The 15651-nt window shown below is 68.9% G+C and carries 17 protein-coding genes; 8 read left to right on the plus strand and 9 right to left on the minus strand.

The features are described 5' to 3' along the window. Positions 1–38: 38 nt before the first annotated feature. Positions 39–464, minus strand: a complete 426-nt coding sequence (locus tag ACQSSQ_RS18060) for a type II toxin-antitoxin system VapC family toxin (protein ID WP_431328509.1) — start codon at positions 462–464, stop codon at positions 39–41. After that, positions 461–715 (minus strand): type II toxin-antitoxin system Phd/YefM family antitoxin, encoded by a 255-nt coding sequence (locus ACQSSQ_RS18065; RefSeq protein WP_431328510.1) that lies wholly within the window; start codon positions 713–715, stop codon positions 461–463. The genes ACQSSQ_RS18060 and ACQSSQ_RS18065 overlap by 4 nt, the downstream gene beginning before the upstream one ends. A 123-nt stretch (positions 716–838) precedes the next feature. Between ACQSSQ_RS18065 and ACQSSQ_RS18070 the strand changes: the two genes are divergently transcribed. From ACQSSQ_RS18070 to ACQSSQ_RS18085, 4 genes are read left to right on the plus strand one after another with little or no spacing between them, the layout of a single operon-like run. After that, positions 839–1177, plus strand: a complete 339-nt coding sequence (locus tag ACQSSQ_RS18070) for a PadR family transcriptional regulator (protein WP_431328511.1) — start codon at positions 839–841, stop codon at positions 1175–1177. Then, complete coding sequence (locus tag ACQSSQ_RS18075; protein ID WP_431328512.1) at positions 1174–2106, plus strand: HAAS signaling domain-containing protein; 933 nt, start codon at positions 1174–1176, stop codon at positions 2104–2106. Before ACQSSQ_RS18070 ends, ACQSSQ_RS18075 begins: the two co-directional genes overlap by 4 nt. Positions 2107–2138: 32 nt before the next feature. Then, positions 2139–2810, plus strand: coding sequence for a hypothetical protein (locus tag ACQSSQ_RS18080; protein WP_431328513.1), 672 nt, complete (start codon positions 2139–2141; stop codon positions 2808–2810). Positions 2811–2815: 5 nt separating this feature from the next. After that, positions 2816–3415: a hypothetical protein gene (locus tag ACQSSQ_RS18085; RefSeq protein WP_431328514.1), complete on the plus strand. Its 600-nt coding sequence runs from the start codon at positions 2816–2818 to the stop codon at positions 3413–3415. A 137-nt stretch (positions 3416–3552) separates the two neighbouring features. On the opposite strand, the gene ACQSSQ_RS18090 is transcribed toward ACQSSQ_RS18085, so the two are convergent. Beyond that, positions 3553–4137 carry a GNAT family N-acetyltransferase gene (locus ACQSSQ_RS18090; RefSeq protein WP_431328515.1) on the minus strand — a complete coding sequence of 195 codons (585 nt, stop codon included), beginning with the start codon at positions 4135–4137 and terminating at the stop codon, positions 3553–3555. 146 nt (positions 4138–4283) lie between these two features. On the opposite strand from ACQSSQ_RS18090, the gene ACQSSQ_RS18095 reads away from it, so the two are divergent. Then, positions 4284–6365, plus strand: a complete 2082-nt coding sequence (locus ACQSSQ_RS18095) for a chymotrypsin family serine protease (RefSeq protein WP_431328516.1) — start codon at positions 4284–4286, stop codon at positions 6363–6365. Positions 6366–6387: 22 nt separating this feature from the next. Here the strand turns inward: ACQSSQ_RS18095 and ppk2 are convergent, their stop codons facing one another. Next, positions 6388–7209, minus strand: a complete 822-nt coding sequence (gene ppk2, locus ACQSSQ_RS18100) for a polyphosphate kinase 2 (protein ID WP_431328517.1) — start codon at positions 7207–7209, stop codon at positions 6388–6390. Positions 7210–7270: 61 nt separating this feature from the next. Here ppk2 and ACQSSQ_RS18105 point away from each other — a divergent pair, with 61 nt between their 5' ends. Beyond that, positions 7271–7636: a cupin domain-containing protein gene (locus ACQSSQ_RS18105; protein WP_431328518.1), complete on the plus strand. Its 366-nt coding sequence runs from the start codon at positions 7271–7273 to the stop codon at positions 7634–7636. 4 nt (positions 7637–7640) lie between these two features. Here ACQSSQ_RS18105 and ACQSSQ_RS18110 read toward each other — a convergent pair whose 3' ends face one another. Further along, positions 7641–7982, minus strand: a complete 342-nt coding sequence (locus tag ACQSSQ_RS18110; protein WP_431328519.1) for a YciI family protein — start codon at positions 7980–7982, stop codon at positions 7641–7643. 182 nt (positions 7983–8164) lie between these two features. Between ACQSSQ_RS18110 and ACQSSQ_RS18115 the strand changes: the two genes are divergently transcribed. Both ACQSSQ_RS18115 and ACQSSQ_RS18120 read left to right on the plus strand, forming a co-directional pair. Next, on the plus strand, positions 8165–10075 hold the full coding sequence (locus ACQSSQ_RS18115; RefSeq protein ID WP_431328520.1) for an amidase: 1911 nt from the start codon (positions 8165–8167) through the stop codon (positions 10073–10075). A 61-nt stretch (positions 10076–10136) separates the two neighbouring features. Next, on the plus strand, positions 10137–11396 hold the full coding sequence (locus tag ACQSSQ_RS18120) for an acetamidase/formamidase family protein (protein WP_431328521.1): 1260 nt from the start codon (positions 10137–10139) through the stop codon (positions 11394–11396). Between the two features lie 186 nt (positions 11397–11582). Here ACQSSQ_RS18120 and ACQSSQ_RS18125 read toward each other — a convergent pair whose 3' ends face one another. From ACQSSQ_RS18125 to ACQSSQ_RS18140, 4 genes are all read right to left on the minus strand, one after another. Beyond that, a complete protein-coding gene (locus ACQSSQ_RS18125; RefSeq protein ID WP_431328522.1) occupies positions 11583–12368 on the minus strand; it encodes an SDR family NAD(P)-dependent oxidoreductase in 786 nt (261 codons plus the stop codon). 5 nt (positions 12369–12373) lie between these two features. Then, entirely contained in the window at positions 12374–13327 is a 954-nt protein-coding gene (locus ACQSSQ_RS18130) for a carbohydrate ABC transporter permease (RefSeq protein WP_431328523.1), read from the minus strand. Then, positions 13308–14186, minus strand: a complete 879-nt coding sequence (locus ACQSSQ_RS18135) for a carbohydrate ABC transporter permease (protein WP_431328524.1) — start codon at positions 14184–14186, stop codon at positions 13308–13310. Before ACQSSQ_RS18135 ends, ACQSSQ_RS18130 begins: the two co-directional genes overlap by 20 nt. A gap of 75 nt (positions 14187–14261) precedes the next feature. After that, positions 14262–15605, minus strand: a complete 1344-nt coding sequence (locus ACQSSQ_RS18140; RefSeq protein ID WP_431328525.1) for an ABC transporter substrate-binding protein — start codon at positions 15603–15605, stop codon at positions 14262–14264. Positions 15606–15651 lie beyond the last annotated feature (46 nt).

Raw genomic sequence — 15651 nt, forward strand, 5'->3', positions numbered from 1 at the left:
CGGTCGGCCCCTCGTCGCGTCGTGGCGACGGCAGGCCCCTAGGCGTTCGTGTCCCGAACGGCGATCCCCTCGGCCCGCCACGCCTGCAGCAACCGCGCATCGTCAGACGCGGCCACGAGGCTTGCGTCGCCGATCGCGAGAGCCGCTGCGCAGTGCGTCGCGTCATAGCCCCGGAGCCCGTGGGCGACGGCGAGCCTGGACGCCTCGGACATGAGCGCCGGGTCGAGCTCGATGACATTCACCTCGGACCACAAGGAGTCGAGCACGGCTCGACCCTCCTTGAGACCGTTCTCGGAGACGCGGCCCATCCGGCATCCCTGCGCCATCGCGGCGACGGCCTCGATGTACGCCAATCGCGTTGCCGCGACGTCGTCCGCGGCGTCCCAGACCTCACCGCACGCCTCCGAAGAGGGTTCCGCAACGAGAAGCGGGACCAGCGCGGAGGTGTCGACGTACAGGATCACCTGCGCTGCTCGTCGACGAGATCGCTCACCGTCCCGCTCGCCTTGATCGGAGCGCGACGTCGTCCCTTCCTCCGGGCCGCCGGCGTGACTTTGCCCTCGGCCACGAGCTGCTCGAGCTTGGTCGGCGCGCCGACGGGGATGATCCTCGCGACCGGCCGTCCATGGTCGGTCACCGTGATCGTGCGCCCCTCCCGCACGCTGGCCAGGTGCTTGCTCAAGCCATCGCGAAGCTCGCGGATGCCCACGTCCATGGTCGTCCTCCAATGTGGCGCTAATGGCAACCCACTATAGCGCCACACGCTGAGACGACCGTGTGAAGCCAACAATGATGTGCGACTTGCCTTCGGTGTGTGCCGCACAGTATCGTGCGAGGCATGGACGACGAACTGGTGAAGCAGCACGTGCAAGAGCTGCGCCGCGGCACCGTCGTGCTCGCGTGCTTGGTGTCGTTGCGCGACCCCGGCTACGGCTACGGCCTTCTCGAGTCGCTCGACGAGGCCGGCATCGCGGTCGACGCGAACACGCTCTACCCGCTGCTGCGCCGCCTCGAGAAGCAGGGCGTGCTCACCAGCGAGTGGAACACCGACGAGGCGCGGCCGCGGAAGTTCTACCGCACCAGCGCGGACGGCGAGCGGCTCGCCGAAGCGCTCGTCGCCGAATGGCACGACATCGACACCGCGCTCACGCGCTTCATCACCGGAGGGACCCGATGACCGCCACACTGACCGACCGCTACGTCCGTGCCGCCACCCGGTGGCTCCCGGGCGGGTCGCGGCGCGACGTCGAGGCCGAGCTGCGCGAGCGCATCGCCGACACGCTCGCTGCGCGGGGCGACTCCCCCGCCGCCGAGCGCGAGGTCCTGGAGGAGATGGGCGATCCGCTGCTCGTCGCGGTCGAGTACACCGGACGCGAGCCACGCCTGATCGGGCCTCGCCTCTTCATGCCGTGGCTTCGGCTGCTCCTGCTCCTCCTCGCGATCGTCCCGCCGCTCGCCGCCGCGGGCCACCTCATCGGCGCCCTCACCGACGACGAGGCGATCGCCCCGTCGCTGCTCGGGGCGGTCGGGGTGGCTGTCGGGGCCGCGATCCAGGTGGCGTTCTGGGTCACCGCGGTCTTCGCAGTGTTGGACTGGACCGGCGCTCTCGAGAACGAGGAGGTCGAGCCGTGGAGCGTGGACAAGCTCCCCGCCGCCAGCAGGCCCGGCCAGTCGTTCGGTGACACGATCGCGACCGTCGCCTTCCTTGCCGTGATGGCGGGCCTGCTGGTCTGGCAGCAGATCGCGTCACCTATCAGCTCCGACGGCGAGAGCATCCCGGTGCTCGACCCCGCGCTCTGGTCGTGGTGGGTCCCGGCCGTGCTGGCGCTGCTGGCGATCGAGGTCGGCTTCACCCTGTGGGTCTACCGCACCGGATGGTCGTGGACTGCCGCCGCGGTCAACGCCGCGATCGCGGTCGCCTTCGCCGCACTGACGCTCCCGGCCCTGGCCGCCGGCGACTTCCTCAACCCCGAGCTCGTCACCTCGCTCGAGTGGGACGCCTCGACGGTCGACACTGTGCTGCAGTGGATCACCGTCGGCGTCGTGCTCGTCACCGCCTGGGAGATCATCGACGACGGGTTGAAGGCGCGGCGGGCGGTGGAGTGAGGCGTGGACGACCGGTCCGCTAGTGTCGCCGCGTGGTGAATTGGCGACACAGCGGCAGGGTCCGCGTTCTTCTCCCCCTCACGGTCCTGACCGCGCTCCTCGCCGGATGCGGCGGCGGCGCATCCGACGCGCAGTCGACGTTGACCGAGGACCAGCTCGAGCAGGTGCTGGTGACGCTGGACGACCTCCCGGAAGGCTTCGTCGAGTCGGCGGGAAGCACCGACGGTGACGGCAGCGCACGCGCCAGCCTCAACGACGCCGAGTGCCTCGCGGGGCTGGACCTCGGCGACGCAGACGAGGCTGCGACGGCGGAGGTCAGCTTCGACCGGGTCGGCCTCCTCACCATCACGAGCACGGCAACCTCGTACGCGGACGACGTCGCCACGGCGTTCGACGAGACGCGCGACGCGATCGCGTCGTGCTCGGAGGTCGAGGTCAGCGCCGACAACGGGTCCGGCTTCAAGGGGACCCTCGACTCCGACGACACGGCGGCGTCGGACGACGTCGACGCTCAGATCAACGTCCGCCTCACCGGGACGCAGCAGCCGACCGGTCAACCGGTGGAGATCACGTTCGGGCTCGCTCGGATCGGCAACGACGTCGTGTCCGTCAGCGCCGAGGGTCTCGGCGGTCCGTCGGGCGAGTCGTTCCAGGAGCTGATGCGCGCGACGACCGATCGCCTCGCCGACGCGCACACGGGCTGACCTCGGTGCGCACCGACGTACCAGTCGGGTCGTGGGCACCGGCCCACGGTCCGCTGCACCGCTTCCTCTCGCCACGCCGTGGTACGGCGGTGGCGATCGGCGCGGGGATGCTCACCGTCGCCGTCGGGCTCGCCGGCGCGGGTGTCGTGCAGCGCCACACGCTGGAGGGTGAGTGGCTCACGGTCGTCGTCCTCGTGGCGCTCGTGGTCTTCCTCGGCGGGCTCGGACTCGCCGCGGTCCTCGGGTCGGTGCGCGGCGGACGCGCCGAGATCACGATCGGGCCTGAAGGGATCACGAGCAACCGCCTCTCCCCCGCGTCCTGGGCGTGGCGCGACCTCGAGCACGTCGAGGTCGAGGTCGCGCTGCGGCGCGAGCTGTTCGTCACGACGCTCGAGCCGAAGAGCCTCCGCACGCGGGCCACGATCGCGATCGTGCTCCGGCCCACCGCGCCCGCCCGACGGGAGCCCGCGCGCATCCGGGTCCTCGCGCCCGCGTTCACGTCGGGCGAGAACATCCCGATCGTGCGCGACCTCGACGCGGCGCTGCGCGCGTACGGCGGTCAGCGGTTTCTCGGCGTGCGCGAGCAGCTGACGCACACGCTCTGACGCAACACGCGCGCGCGGCGAAACATACGAGGCGCCGGTTTCGTGCACCGAGCGACACGGATACCTGTCGCTGCGTGCACGAAACCGGCGCCTTGTACGGCTCAGCGCCGCTGCAACCGCCGTCCCGCGAGCTAGCGTCAGGAGTCGCCACGCAGGTCGCGGCGGACGAGCACGCGCGGGAAGCCGTTGAGCACCGACTCGGTGTCCGCCACCTTGGTGAAGCCCGCGCGCTCGAACACCGCGAGGGTGCCGACGTACGCCATCGTCAGGTCGACCTTGGCGATGCCGTTGTCGACCGGGTACGCCTCGACCGCGGGCGCTCCGTTGTCCCGCGCGAACGCGACCGCTCCCTCGACGAGGTGGTGCACGATGCCCTGCCCTCGGTGCCCGGGCCGCACCCGCACGCACCACAGCGACCACACGTCGAGGTCGTCCACGTGCGGGATCCGGCGGTTGCGGGCGAAGCTCGTGTCGGCGCGTGGGTGGATCCCCGCCCATCCGACCACCTCGTCACCGTCGTACGCGAGCACGCCCGGTGGCGGATCCTGTCGCACGAGCGCCCGCACGCGCTCGCCGCGCGCGGGGCCGGCGAGCTCGCGGTTCTCCTTCGACGTCGTGAGGCGGTAGCAGAGGCACCAGCACACGTTGGCGTCGGGACGCTTCGGTCCGACCATGGTCGCCACGTCGTCGAACGACGTCGCCGGGCGGACCACGATACTCATGGACACCGAGCCTAGGGGGAAGCGGCGACGTCGCGCCGATGCCGTACTCGGAAGTTTCGTGACATTTTGTGTCAGATCCTGTCGCATGTGCCAGGCTGACAGCCTCTCGGAACATCCGCTGGTACAAACGACCGTTGGGGGACGTCGTGACCGACCGCGTGCAAGAGATCCTGCCCATCAAGCGGGCCGCAGAAGACGAGCTCCTGAGCAGGCCCGGCGTCACCGGGGTCGACATCGGCTACAAGTACGTCGACGGTGAACGCACCGACGAGATCGTGATCCGGGTGCACGTCGCCGAGAAGCGGGACGTACCGGAGGGCGAGCGCATCCCCGCGGAGATCGAGGGCATCCCGACGGACGTCATCGAGAGACGTTACGAGCCGCTGGAAGACTTGAGCTGGTACAACCCGCTGAAGGGCGGCATCAGTGTCGGACCCGCCGCCTTCGTCAACGGCTTCTACTCGGGAACGCTGGGTGCGATCGTCGTCGACAACGTGACCGGCGACGGCATGGTGCTGAGCAACTATCACGTGCTGTGCGTCAACGAAGGTTGGCGGGACGGAGGGCACTCCAAGGAGATCGACCAGCCGAGCGTCAACGACAACCCGATCACGTACCGCCCCATCGCAACCGTCAAGCGGGGCCTGCTCAACGGCGAGGTCGACGCCGCTGTTGCTCGCCTCGACGGACTGCTCTCGGGCTACGTGTGCGAGGTGCAGGACGTCGGAGTCCTCACCGGCACCGCCGACTCGCCCCTGCGTCTCAAGGTCCGCAAGCGGGGTCGTACGACGGGGTTGACCTACGGAATTGTTGACGGCGCCGACGCGAAGTTCACGATCAACTACGGAAACGGTGTGGGACCGGTCGAGTTCCAGCACCAGATCACCGTTCATGGTGTCTCACCCACCACGACCTTCGCTGGACCGGGCGACTCCGGATCGGTGGTCGTCGATGAGTACGACCGGGTCGTCGGGCTGCTCTTCGGTGGAGGAGGAGGCGGCGGGGCCTTCACTCCGATCGATCGCGTGCTGAAGAAGATGAACGTGCGGCTCGCCATCGCAGGAATCGGGGGCTTCGACCTGACGACGAGAGCCGATCGGGTGTTCGCGCTGAACTTCGGCGGCAAGGGCACGCTCGACCACCTCGCGCTGTACCGACCCGGCAAGGGCGCGTTCTACCTGGTGGAGCGCGACGGCTCCGGCCCCGACGGGAACGCCCGTTTCAAGCCGCTGTACCAGCAGCCCCAAGGCGGTTCAGGGATCGGCGGCTTCGACCTGACCGAGTACGAGGATCGGATCATCGCCTTCGACGGTGCCAGCACCGGAAGGCTCGACCACCTGGTCTGCTACCGGCCAGGCACAGGGATCACCTTCGTCCTGAAGCACGACGGCGCCGAGTCCGACGGCACACCCACGTTCACGCCCGTCTACTCGGAGACCGACGGCGTTGCCGGGTTCGATCTGTCGTCCAGCGCGGACCGGGTGATCGCCTACGACCTCGAGAGCGCCGGCAAGCTTGACCACCTCGTGCTGTACCGACCTGGCAAGGGCGCCGTGTACGTCGTCCGGCGCGACAGCGCGACCGGAGACGCACGCCTGAAGTTCACGGCCCTCTACCAGCAGCCTCAGGGCGGTTCCGGCATCGGCGGGTTCGACCTGACCTCGAGTCGCGATCGGATCATCGCCTTCGACGCGACGGGCTCCGGCAGCTGCGACCACCTGCTCTGCTACCGACCCGGCACCGGCATCGCGTTCGTCCTGCGGTGTGACGGGGAGAAGCCGACGGGCGGTCTCGCGTTCACCCCGGCCTTCATCGGGAGGAGCGGGATCGCGGGCTTCGACCTGTCCGAGACCACCGACCAGGTGATCGCCTTCGACTATGACGGCTCCGGCAAGCTCGACCACCTGGTGATGTACCGGCCCGGCACGAGTGCGGCGTACAAGGGCATCCTCTTCATCGTCAAGTGCAGCGGCCTGAACAGCCAAGGAGACCTCGAGTTCACGACGGTCTACCAGCAGGGCGATCACGATCCCGGCCTCGGCGGTTACGCGCTGACCTCCATCGACGACCAGATCATCGCCTTCGACGGCGCCAGCACCGGCAAGCTCGACCACCTGGTCCTGTACCGGCCGGGCACCGGGATCGCCTGCATCCTCGAGCACAACGGCTCGACATCTGATGGGACCCCTGTCTTCAAGCCGGTCTACCGCGCCGACGGAGTCTCCTGACGTCCTGGTGCGGTCGTCAGGACTAGCTTCCGTCGAGCAGCTCGGCCACGTGGTCGGGCACGTACGTCGACCGGTCGCGCGGGGGACGCTCGTACGACCTCGAGGCCGGCGGACGGTCGGGGATCTCGATGCGGGGCGGCTCGACCTCGGTGTACGGCACGGTCGAGAGCAGGTGCGCGATCATGTTCAGCCGGGCCCGCTTCTTGCTGTCCGACTCGACCACGAACCACGGGCTCGTCACGGTGTCGGTGTACGCCATCATCTCGTCCTTGGCCCGCGAGTAGTCCTCCCAGCGGTTCACCGACTCGATGTCGGTGGGGCTCAGCTTCCACCGCCGGATCGGGTCGTCGGCTCGGGAGCGGAACCGCTTGAGCTGCTCCGCGTCGGACACCGAGAACCAGTACTTGCGGAGCAGGATCCCGTCCTCGATGAGCATCTGCTCGAACTGCGGCGCCTGGCGCATGAACAGCGCGTACTGCTCGTCGGTGCAGTAGCCCATCACGCGCTCGACCCCTGCGCGGTTGTACCAGGAGCGGTCGAACAGCACGATCTCCCCGCCCGCCGGGAGATGCTCGACGTAGCGCTGGAAGTACCACTGCGTCTTGTCGCGCTCCGTCGGCGCCGGGAGCGCGGCGATGCGGGCGACGCGTGGGTTCAGGTTCTCCGTCACGCGCTTGATCGTGCCGCCCTTGCCGGCCGCGTCACGGCCCTCGAAGAGGATCACGATGCGGGCCCCGCTTGCCCGTACCCACTCCTGGAGCTTCACCAGCTCGACCTGCAGGCGCGCGAGCTCGGCCTCGTACGCCTTGGCGGTGAGCTTGGGCTGGTTCCGTGCGGCGCTCATCCTCGGACAGTAGCGCCGCGAGGGCGCGCCCGCTGCGGTCGGATCCTCGTACGATCGGCTCATGAGCGACGGCGTACGCAACCTGCAGGCGGCACTCTCGACGATCACCCAGCCCTGGCAGCCGCACCGGCTCGCGAGCATCAACGACTACGACGTGAAGGTCGTGAAGATTCACGGCGAGTTCGTGTGGCACACGCACCCTGAGACCGACGAGCTCTTCCTCGTGCTCAGCGGCGAGCTCACGATCCAGCTCCGAGACGGGGACGTGACGCTCGGCCCGGGCGACGTGTACGTCGTCCCGAGGGGCGTCGAGCACTGTCCGCGCGCCGATGCCGAGGTCGAGGCCGTGCTGATCGAGCCGATGGGCACCGTGAACACCGGGGACGCCGGCGGCGAGATGACCTCGGAGCTGCGCGAGCTGGCGTAGGCGGCTACACCGCGTCGTCGGGCAGGAGCTCCCACACCACCTGCTCGCACCGGCACGCGGCGGCGATCTTGGCGGCCCACGCACACGCCTCTTCGCGCGAGGCGACGTCGACCACCGAGAACCCGCCCACGGGGGCCGTGCGGTCCGGGTCGGAGAGGACGATCGTGCCGTCGGTGGCCGCGACGCCCGCGGTGACCTGGCCGCTGTCGATCCCGCCGCCGAAGATCCACACCCCGGCTCGTTTGGCCTCCTCGACCACGGCGTGGGACTCGACGCCGGCGCGTGCGAGCTCCTCCTCGGAGAGCTTCATCGCGCCGTCGGGGAACGAGATCAGATAACGGGGCATCCCGGGACTCCTCTTCGTGGTGGTGCGGGTGCAGGGAGGACCGGCCGGGGTGGAGAAAGTCGTCGGTGCTCGGCCTATCACCTGCCGCTACACCAACAGTTGACTGCTCGGCAATGGAAGGGAAACACCGCGTCCCTAGTTTTTCATCGACCGCTGAACCACCAACGTTCGGAGATCGGTACATGAGAAGCACGCCACGCACCCGCCTGCTGAGCCTCGCCGGCGCCGCAGTCACCCTCGTCACCGCGACCGCACTCGTCACCCCGACCGCATCCGCCGCGCCGGACGCCTCGGACGGCCGCCCTTCGCAGAGCAAGGGCAAGCACCTCGCCCGCGTCGACCTCTCGACGCTCACCATCGCGGAGACCCTGAAGGCGCTCGAGACCGGCAAGTACACGTCGGTCGAGCTCGTCGAGGCCTTCCTCGACCGCATCGAGACCTACGAGCCGTACTACAACGCGTTCACGCAGATGAACCCGGACGCGCTCGCGGACGCCGCCGCATCCGACGCCCGGCGCACGAAGGGCAAGGGCAAGAAGCCGCGCGTCCGTGCTCTCGAGGGCGTGCCGATCGTCATCAAGGACTCGATGGACGTGAAGGGCATGCCCACCACCTCCGGCTGGTCACTCACCTCCCCGATCTCGGGCGGCCTCTCGCTGATCCCGGAGACCGACGCGCCTGCCGTCGAACGCCTCCGCGAAGCCGGCGCCATCATCATCGGCAAGACGAACCTGCCGACGCTGGCGAAGAGCGGCTCGAACGCGAACACCAGCTCGTACGGCCCGACGTACAACGCGCTCGACCAGGCCTGGGCACCCGGCGGCTCCTCCACCGGCTCGGCGACCTCCGTCGCCGGCGGCTTCGCCGTCGCGGGCATGGCGGAGGAGACCGGCGGCTCGATCCAGAACCCGGCGTCGGCTCAGAGCCTGTACGCGGTCAAGCCGACGTTCGGCCTGATCCCGAACACCGGCAACTTCCCCCTCCAGGGCGTCACGCGCGACGTCCTCGGCCCGCTCGCCAAGACGGCCGAGGACGCCGCGATCATGCTGGACGTCCTCGCCGGGTCCACCGCGGACGACCCGAAGACCGAGGACGCGGTCGTCCCGAAGGGCGGCTTCACCTCGAAGCTCTCCACGAAGGCGCTGAAGGGCAAGCGGATCGGCCTGTACGGCCCGGGCTGGCGGACCGGCGCCAACAGCGAGCTCTCCCCCGAGACCGCCGAGCTGTACGCCGACGCCGTCCGCAGGCTCGAGAAGCAGGGCGCGACCGTGGTCGAGGACCCGTTCGAGGGGTCCGGCTTCAACGCGCTGCGGACCAACGGCGCCGCGACCGGCGGCGGCAACAACTGGGCCGTCGACCAGTACCTGAAGCGCCTCGGCGCGAGCGCGGCCGTCAGCTCCGCCGCCGAGCTCAAGGCGTGGGGCGACGCCCACGGGTTCGAGGAGGACCCGCACATCGGCGCGATGCTCGACGGGGCCACCGAGGAGCCGGACCTCACCCCGTTCCTGGAGAACCGCGACGCGTACCTCGAGATCTTCGACAAGGTGCTCGAGGACAACGACCTCGACGCGCTGATGTTCCCGCAGCAGGTCCGCGAGGTCGGCCCGGTCTTCGGCGGCAGCGTCTCGGCCAGCACGGTGTCCGAGATCAACATCGCCCAGCTGCCCGGTGTCGTCGTGCCGGACGGGACGTACGACAGCGGCAAGCCGTTCAACCTCATCTTCATCGACGAGAAGTGGAGCGAGGCCGAGCTGCTCGGGTACGCGTACGACTACGCGAAGGCGTACGGCGGTCGGACCGTCAACCACGACCTCTCGACCACTCCCCCGGACACGACCGCACCGACGGTCACCGTGAAGCCGGGCTCGGTGGGCGCGGACGGCGTCTACTCGACGGTGTCGTACAAGCTCTACGACGCGGGCAAGATCGCGCGGGCCACGATCAACGACGTCGAGAAGGACCTCGTCGACGACACCTGGTCCGACCTGAACGGCATCAAGCCGGGGGTGTTCGGTGCGAAGGCGGGGAAGAACACGCTGAAGGTCTACGACGTGTTCGGCAACGAGACGGCCGTGGAGTTCACGTTGGGGTGAGCGGCGCCATGACCACGCACCCGACTCCTCCAGGAACCCACCCTCGAAGGGAAGACCTGCCATGTCGAACACGCACTGGAGCTCCGTCAGTCGACGGAGCCTGATCGCCGGGAGCGTCGCCGCCGGACTCACCGCGAGCGTCGCCGCCGCCTCCCCCGCCTCGGCCGGCCAGAAGGGTCGGCCCGGCCGTCCCGGCCGCGCGAAGTGGGACCACCACCTCAAGTCCACGCCCGACAACCTCCACCTCGGTGGCTTCCCGATCGGCTGGGAGCCGGGCCTCACGATGCGGTCCGGCCAGACCGTCCGGGTCGACGCCGTGTCCCACCAGGGCTTCACCGGCGCGTCCGTCCATCCTCACGACTACTTCGGGGCCTTCGGCGTGAAGCCGAAGGAGGTCCTCGAGGACGGCGTCGCCTTCTGGGAGACGCTCCCGGAGCGGGACGCCACCGGACGACGCTACGGCGGGCACGTGCTCACCGGGCCGATCTACGTCGACGGCGCCGAGCCGGGTGACACCATCGCCATCGACATCCTCGACATCGACACCCGGGTCCCGTTCGGCTTCAACAACACCGCACCGACGGGCGGGGTGATGGCCACGTTCTACCCGGGCTGGCGCGAGGGCGACAAGGGACTCGACATCCCGGCCGAGATCCCGCCCGGGTTCCCCGCCGGCGTCTGGCCCGACGTCCGGACGCACCTCTACCGGACCGGGATGCACCGCGGCGAGGAGGTCGTCTTCTTCTCCGACGACATCATCATCCCGACGCACAAGTTCATGGGGATCATCGCGGTCGCTCCCCCGACCGGAGAGTTCATCGGCAACACCGAGGACGCTCCCCCGCCGGCAACCGGGGTGCAGAGCTCGACCCCACCCGGCAAGTTCGGCGGCAACATGGACGTCCGCGACCTGACCGTCGGCACGACCCTGTACCTCCCGGTCTTCCAGCCGGGCGGGCAGATCTTCGTCGGGGACCCGCACAGCTGCCAGGGCGACGGGGAGGTGAGCGGGACGGCGGTCGAGCACTCGCTCGCCGGCACGTTCCGGATCACCCTGCACAAGAAGGTCGAGACCGAGCTCCCCTGGGCCGAGGACGACGACCACTGGATCATGATGGGCATCCACTGGGACCTCGACCGCGCCATGCGCATCGCCGTCGAGAAGACGGTGGACTTCCTCGTCACCAGGCAGGGGCTCACGGTGCCGAAGGCGTACTCGTTCGCCTCGATCGCCGTGAACTACCACAACGCCGAGGTCGTCGACCGTACGCAGGTGGTGACGGGCTACATCCCGAAGTCCGTGTTCAAGCGCCGGCGGTGACGGAGACGGAGTGACGTCGTGGGGGCTGGCTCGGGCCGGCCCCCACCGACGAACGTTCAGACCACGTCATCGAAGAAGATCGCCGGGTTCAGGAACTGCCGCTCCCACAGCGCCTGCTTCTCCACCGCCGTCAGCCGTGCGAGCTCGGCGGCGTCATCCCAGGAATCACGGATCGTCGCGATGGCATCAGCGCCGTCCGCCTGGGCGCGGGACGGTCGCAGCGCCGATGTCGTCGGCGAGCCCGCGCGAGCCGGCGAGCAGCCCGCCGTCGACCGGCAGGTCGGCGCCGGTGATCCAGGCGGCGCCGTCCGACAGCAGGAACGCGACTGCCGCGGCGACGTCGTCGGGTGTCCCGACCCGGCCCAGCGGGTACCAAGCGGCCGCACGGTCGAGCGCGTGCCCGTCCTCCACCGATCGCGACCCCCACGCCTGCGTCGCGATCGTCCCCGGCGACACCGCGTTCACACGTACGCCGTGCGGGGCGTACTGCACGGCGAGCGAACGGGTCAGGTTCAGGAGACCGGCCTTCGCGGCGCTGTACATGTCGTTGCCGAAGAACGCGTGCCCGTTGACCGACGCGACATTGACCACGGCCCCGTGGCCGACCTCGCGCATCGCGGGGAGCACCGCCTGCAGCACCCGGAACGTGCCCCCGAGCACGACGTCGAGGTCCTGCGACCAGGTCGACTCCTCGATCGTCTCGAACGGTACGTTGCTGCACACGGCGGCGTTGTTGACGACGTACCGGGGCGCGCCGAAGCGTGCGACGACGTCCGCGACGCCCTCGGTGACGGAGGCGGCGGACCGCAGGTCCATCTCGACGACCTCGGCGTGCGTGAGTCCCTCGGCCGCGACCTCCGCCGCACGCGGATCGCGGTCCGCGAGAACGACGCACACGTCGTCCGTGCCCGCCGCCCGCGCGATCGCGGTCCCGATGTCGCCACCTGCTCCGGTGACCAGGGCGATCTCCATGGACATCAGCCTTTCAGCGCTCCGACGGTCAGTCCCTTGGTGATCTGCTTCTGCAGCAGCGCGAACACGAGCAGCACCGGGGCCACGGTGATCATCATCCCGGCGAACAACGTCACCCAGTTCGTCCCATAGCTCGCGGCCTGGCCGAGCTGGAACAGCCCGAGCGGCAACGTCATCTTCTCCGGGCTGTGGATGAGCAGCAGTGCGTAGAAGAACTCGTTCCAGTTCTGGAGGAAGCTGATGATCGCCACCGAGGCGACACCCGGGCCCATCAGCGGCAGGATCACCGACACGAACGTGCGCGACGGTGAGGCCCCGTCGATCGCGGCGGCCTCCTCCAGCTCGTACGGGAGGGTCTTCATGAAGCCCGTGAGCACGAAGACGTTGAACGGGATGTTGTACGTGGCGTACACGACGATGAGCCCGATGCGGGAGTCGAGCAGCCCGAAGTCCTGCATGAGGTTGTAGAGCGGCGCGAAGGTCACCATCCACGGGATCATCAGCCCCATCAGGAAGACGCTGAGCACGATCGTGCTCCCCCGGAACCTGATGCGGGCCAGCGGGTACGCCGCGAAGACCGACACCAGCACACCCAGCACGGTCGCGGTGACCGTCACGAAGACGCTGTTGCCGAAGTACGCGCCGATGTCGGCGTCGTTCCACGCGCGGGTGTAGTTCTCCCAGCGCCAGGTCTCGGCGAGGCTCCAGGGCGAGGTGCCGAGGAACTCGCGGTTCGACTTCATCGACGCGTTGAACACCCACGCGAACGCGGCCGTCGTCGACAGCACGACCGTGCCGAGCATCAGGTAGAGCGCGAGGTGGTACGGCCGGAACGGGGCCGGCGCCCGGCCTGACCGTCGCCGCCGGGGACGCGGGGGTACGGAGGGTTCCGTCGCGGACGGAGCGGCGCTGGCGGTCGGCGACTCGGTGGGTGCGAGGTCAGTACTGGAGTTCGTCACGCTTCATCACCTTGTTCAGGAGCTTGGCGACGACCAGCAGGAGGACGACGAGCACGGCGCCCATCGCGGCCGCGTACCCGAAGTCGCCCTGGTCGAACGCGATGTTGTACATCAGCGTGCCGACGGTCTCGGTCGACCCGAACGGGCCGCCGTTGGTCATGATGTAGATGAACGCGAACGCCTGCATGCTCTGCACGAACCACAGCACGAACAGCATCCGCAGCAGGTCGCCGAGCATCGGCAGCATGACGCCGAAGAGGATCCGCACCTCCCCCGCGCCGTCGATCCGAGCCGCCTCGATCACGTCGGTCGGCAGGCGTTCGAACCCGGCGCACAGCAGCACGACCCAGATGCCGATGCCGTGCCAGACCGACACGAACGTGACGGCGGCGAGCGCGGTGGCGGGGTCACCCAGCCAGGTACGGGCGAGCGCGCCGAGGCCGAGGCCCTCGAGCGCCGGGTTGACGATGCCGAGCGTCGGGTGCAGCAGGAACTTCCACATCAACGACACCACGGCCACCGACAGCACAACCGGCGCGAAGACGAAGAAGCGGAAGAACCGCTCGCCGCGCAGGCGGTGCGACAACGCCCACGCGAGGGCGATCGCGGGCGGGAAGAGCATCACCGCGCCGATGATCGTCAGCAGGAAGGTGTTCTTGAGGGCGTTGTAGAAGTCGGGGTCGCCCGACAGGCGCTCGTACTGGTCGAGACCGACGAAGGTGAGCGTCCCCGTGCGGGAGAACTCGTTCATCGACAGGTCGACCGTCCGCACCAGCGGGTAGAGGAAGAACAGGGCGAGCATCACGAACGCGGGAAGCAGGAACGGGATGATGATGCGTCGCTGTGCCGAACGGTACATGGCACCTCCGGGTGGTCTGCCGCTGTCGCGGCCCGTCCTCGTCGACGGGCCGCGACAGCGTGCGGGGGTCGTCGCTCAGTTGCCGTACACGCGCTTCAGACCGGCGTCGATGGCGTCGAGCGTCTCCTCAGCGTCCTGCTTGCCGAAGAACAGCTTCGCGACCTCGGGGTACACGATGTCCTTCGCCTTGGACTGGAGGATGCCGTAGTAGGCCGGATAGAGCTGGTCGACCGAGCCGACGACGTCGGAGATGCCCGGGAGTCCCGGCGGGCTGGGAACACCCGTGACCGCGGAGACCTCACCGATCTCCTCGGCGCGGGCCGTCTGCGTCTCGACGGTCGTCATGCGCCGCGTCCACTCGAGCGCCAGCGGGATGTTGTCGCTGTCGGCGGCGACCGACATCAGCTGGGCCATCGCCATCATGCCGTTCTCGTCGCCCGCACCGCCCTCGACGGTCGGGAACGCGAGCACACCGAGCTCGAAGTCGGCGGGGATGACGTCCTTCATCTCGCTGACCAGCCAGCTGCCCATCAGGATCATGCCGGCCTTGCCCTGGAAGAACTGCGCTTGGGCAGCGGTGAAGTCGGTGCCTTCGAACCCCTCCAGGAAGTCACCGTTGTCGCGCAGGTCCTGCACCTTCTGCAGGCCGTCGAGGAAACCGGGGTCGTCCTTGACGCTCCCCTCGCCCTCGATCAGGACGTCGTGCACCTTGTCGTAGCCGACGGTGCGCATCCAGAGGTTGTCGGTCCACATCCCCATGTACGGCTCGAACAGCCCGGTCACGGCGATCGGGTCGACACCGGCGGACTTGAGCTGCGCCGAGGCTGCCGTCAGGTCGTCCCAGGTCTTCGGGGGCGTGATGCCGTTCTCCTTGAAGATCTTGGCGTTGTAGAAGAGGACCTGCAGCGACAGCTCCGACGGGATGCCGTAGATCTCCTGCGTCTCCGGGTCCTGCATGAACTGCATCGCCGCCGGGCTGAAGGAGTCGATCCAGGGCTTACCCGTCTCCTTGTCCTCCTGCTCGAGGTACGGCGTCAGGTCGAGCAGCTTGCCGTCGCGCGCCCAGTCGAGAAGGGCCGGGTTGGTGCCGTCGAACATGCCGTAGTCGACGTCGAGCGGATCACCCGAGCGCCACCGCTGCTCGATCGCCGGCCGTGCCTCGGTGTTGGCGAACGTGAGCTTCACCTCGGCGCCGTCGACGTCCTTGCCCATCGAGTCGGCGATGTCCTCCAAGAACGCCAGCGACGGTGTCCCCTTCGCGGGGAGCACGCCGACCTCGATCTCGCCGCCCTTGATCTCGTCCTGCCATGCCGACGCCTCAGGGGCGTCTGCCTTGTCGTCCCCGGAGCCGCACGCGGCCACCGACGTCATCGCAGCGAACAACGCTCCGACGACCACCATCTTTCGCCAGGTCCTCACCGCTGGTCCTCCCTTGTCTGTCCTTGCGTTGGGGGTTGTGCCGCGT

Source organism: Mumia spirodelae (genome assembly GCF_050632745.1).
In the GTDB taxonomy this organism is placed as follows: domain Bacteria; phylum Actinomycetota; class Actinomycetes; order Propionibacteriales; family Nocardioidaceae; genus Mumia.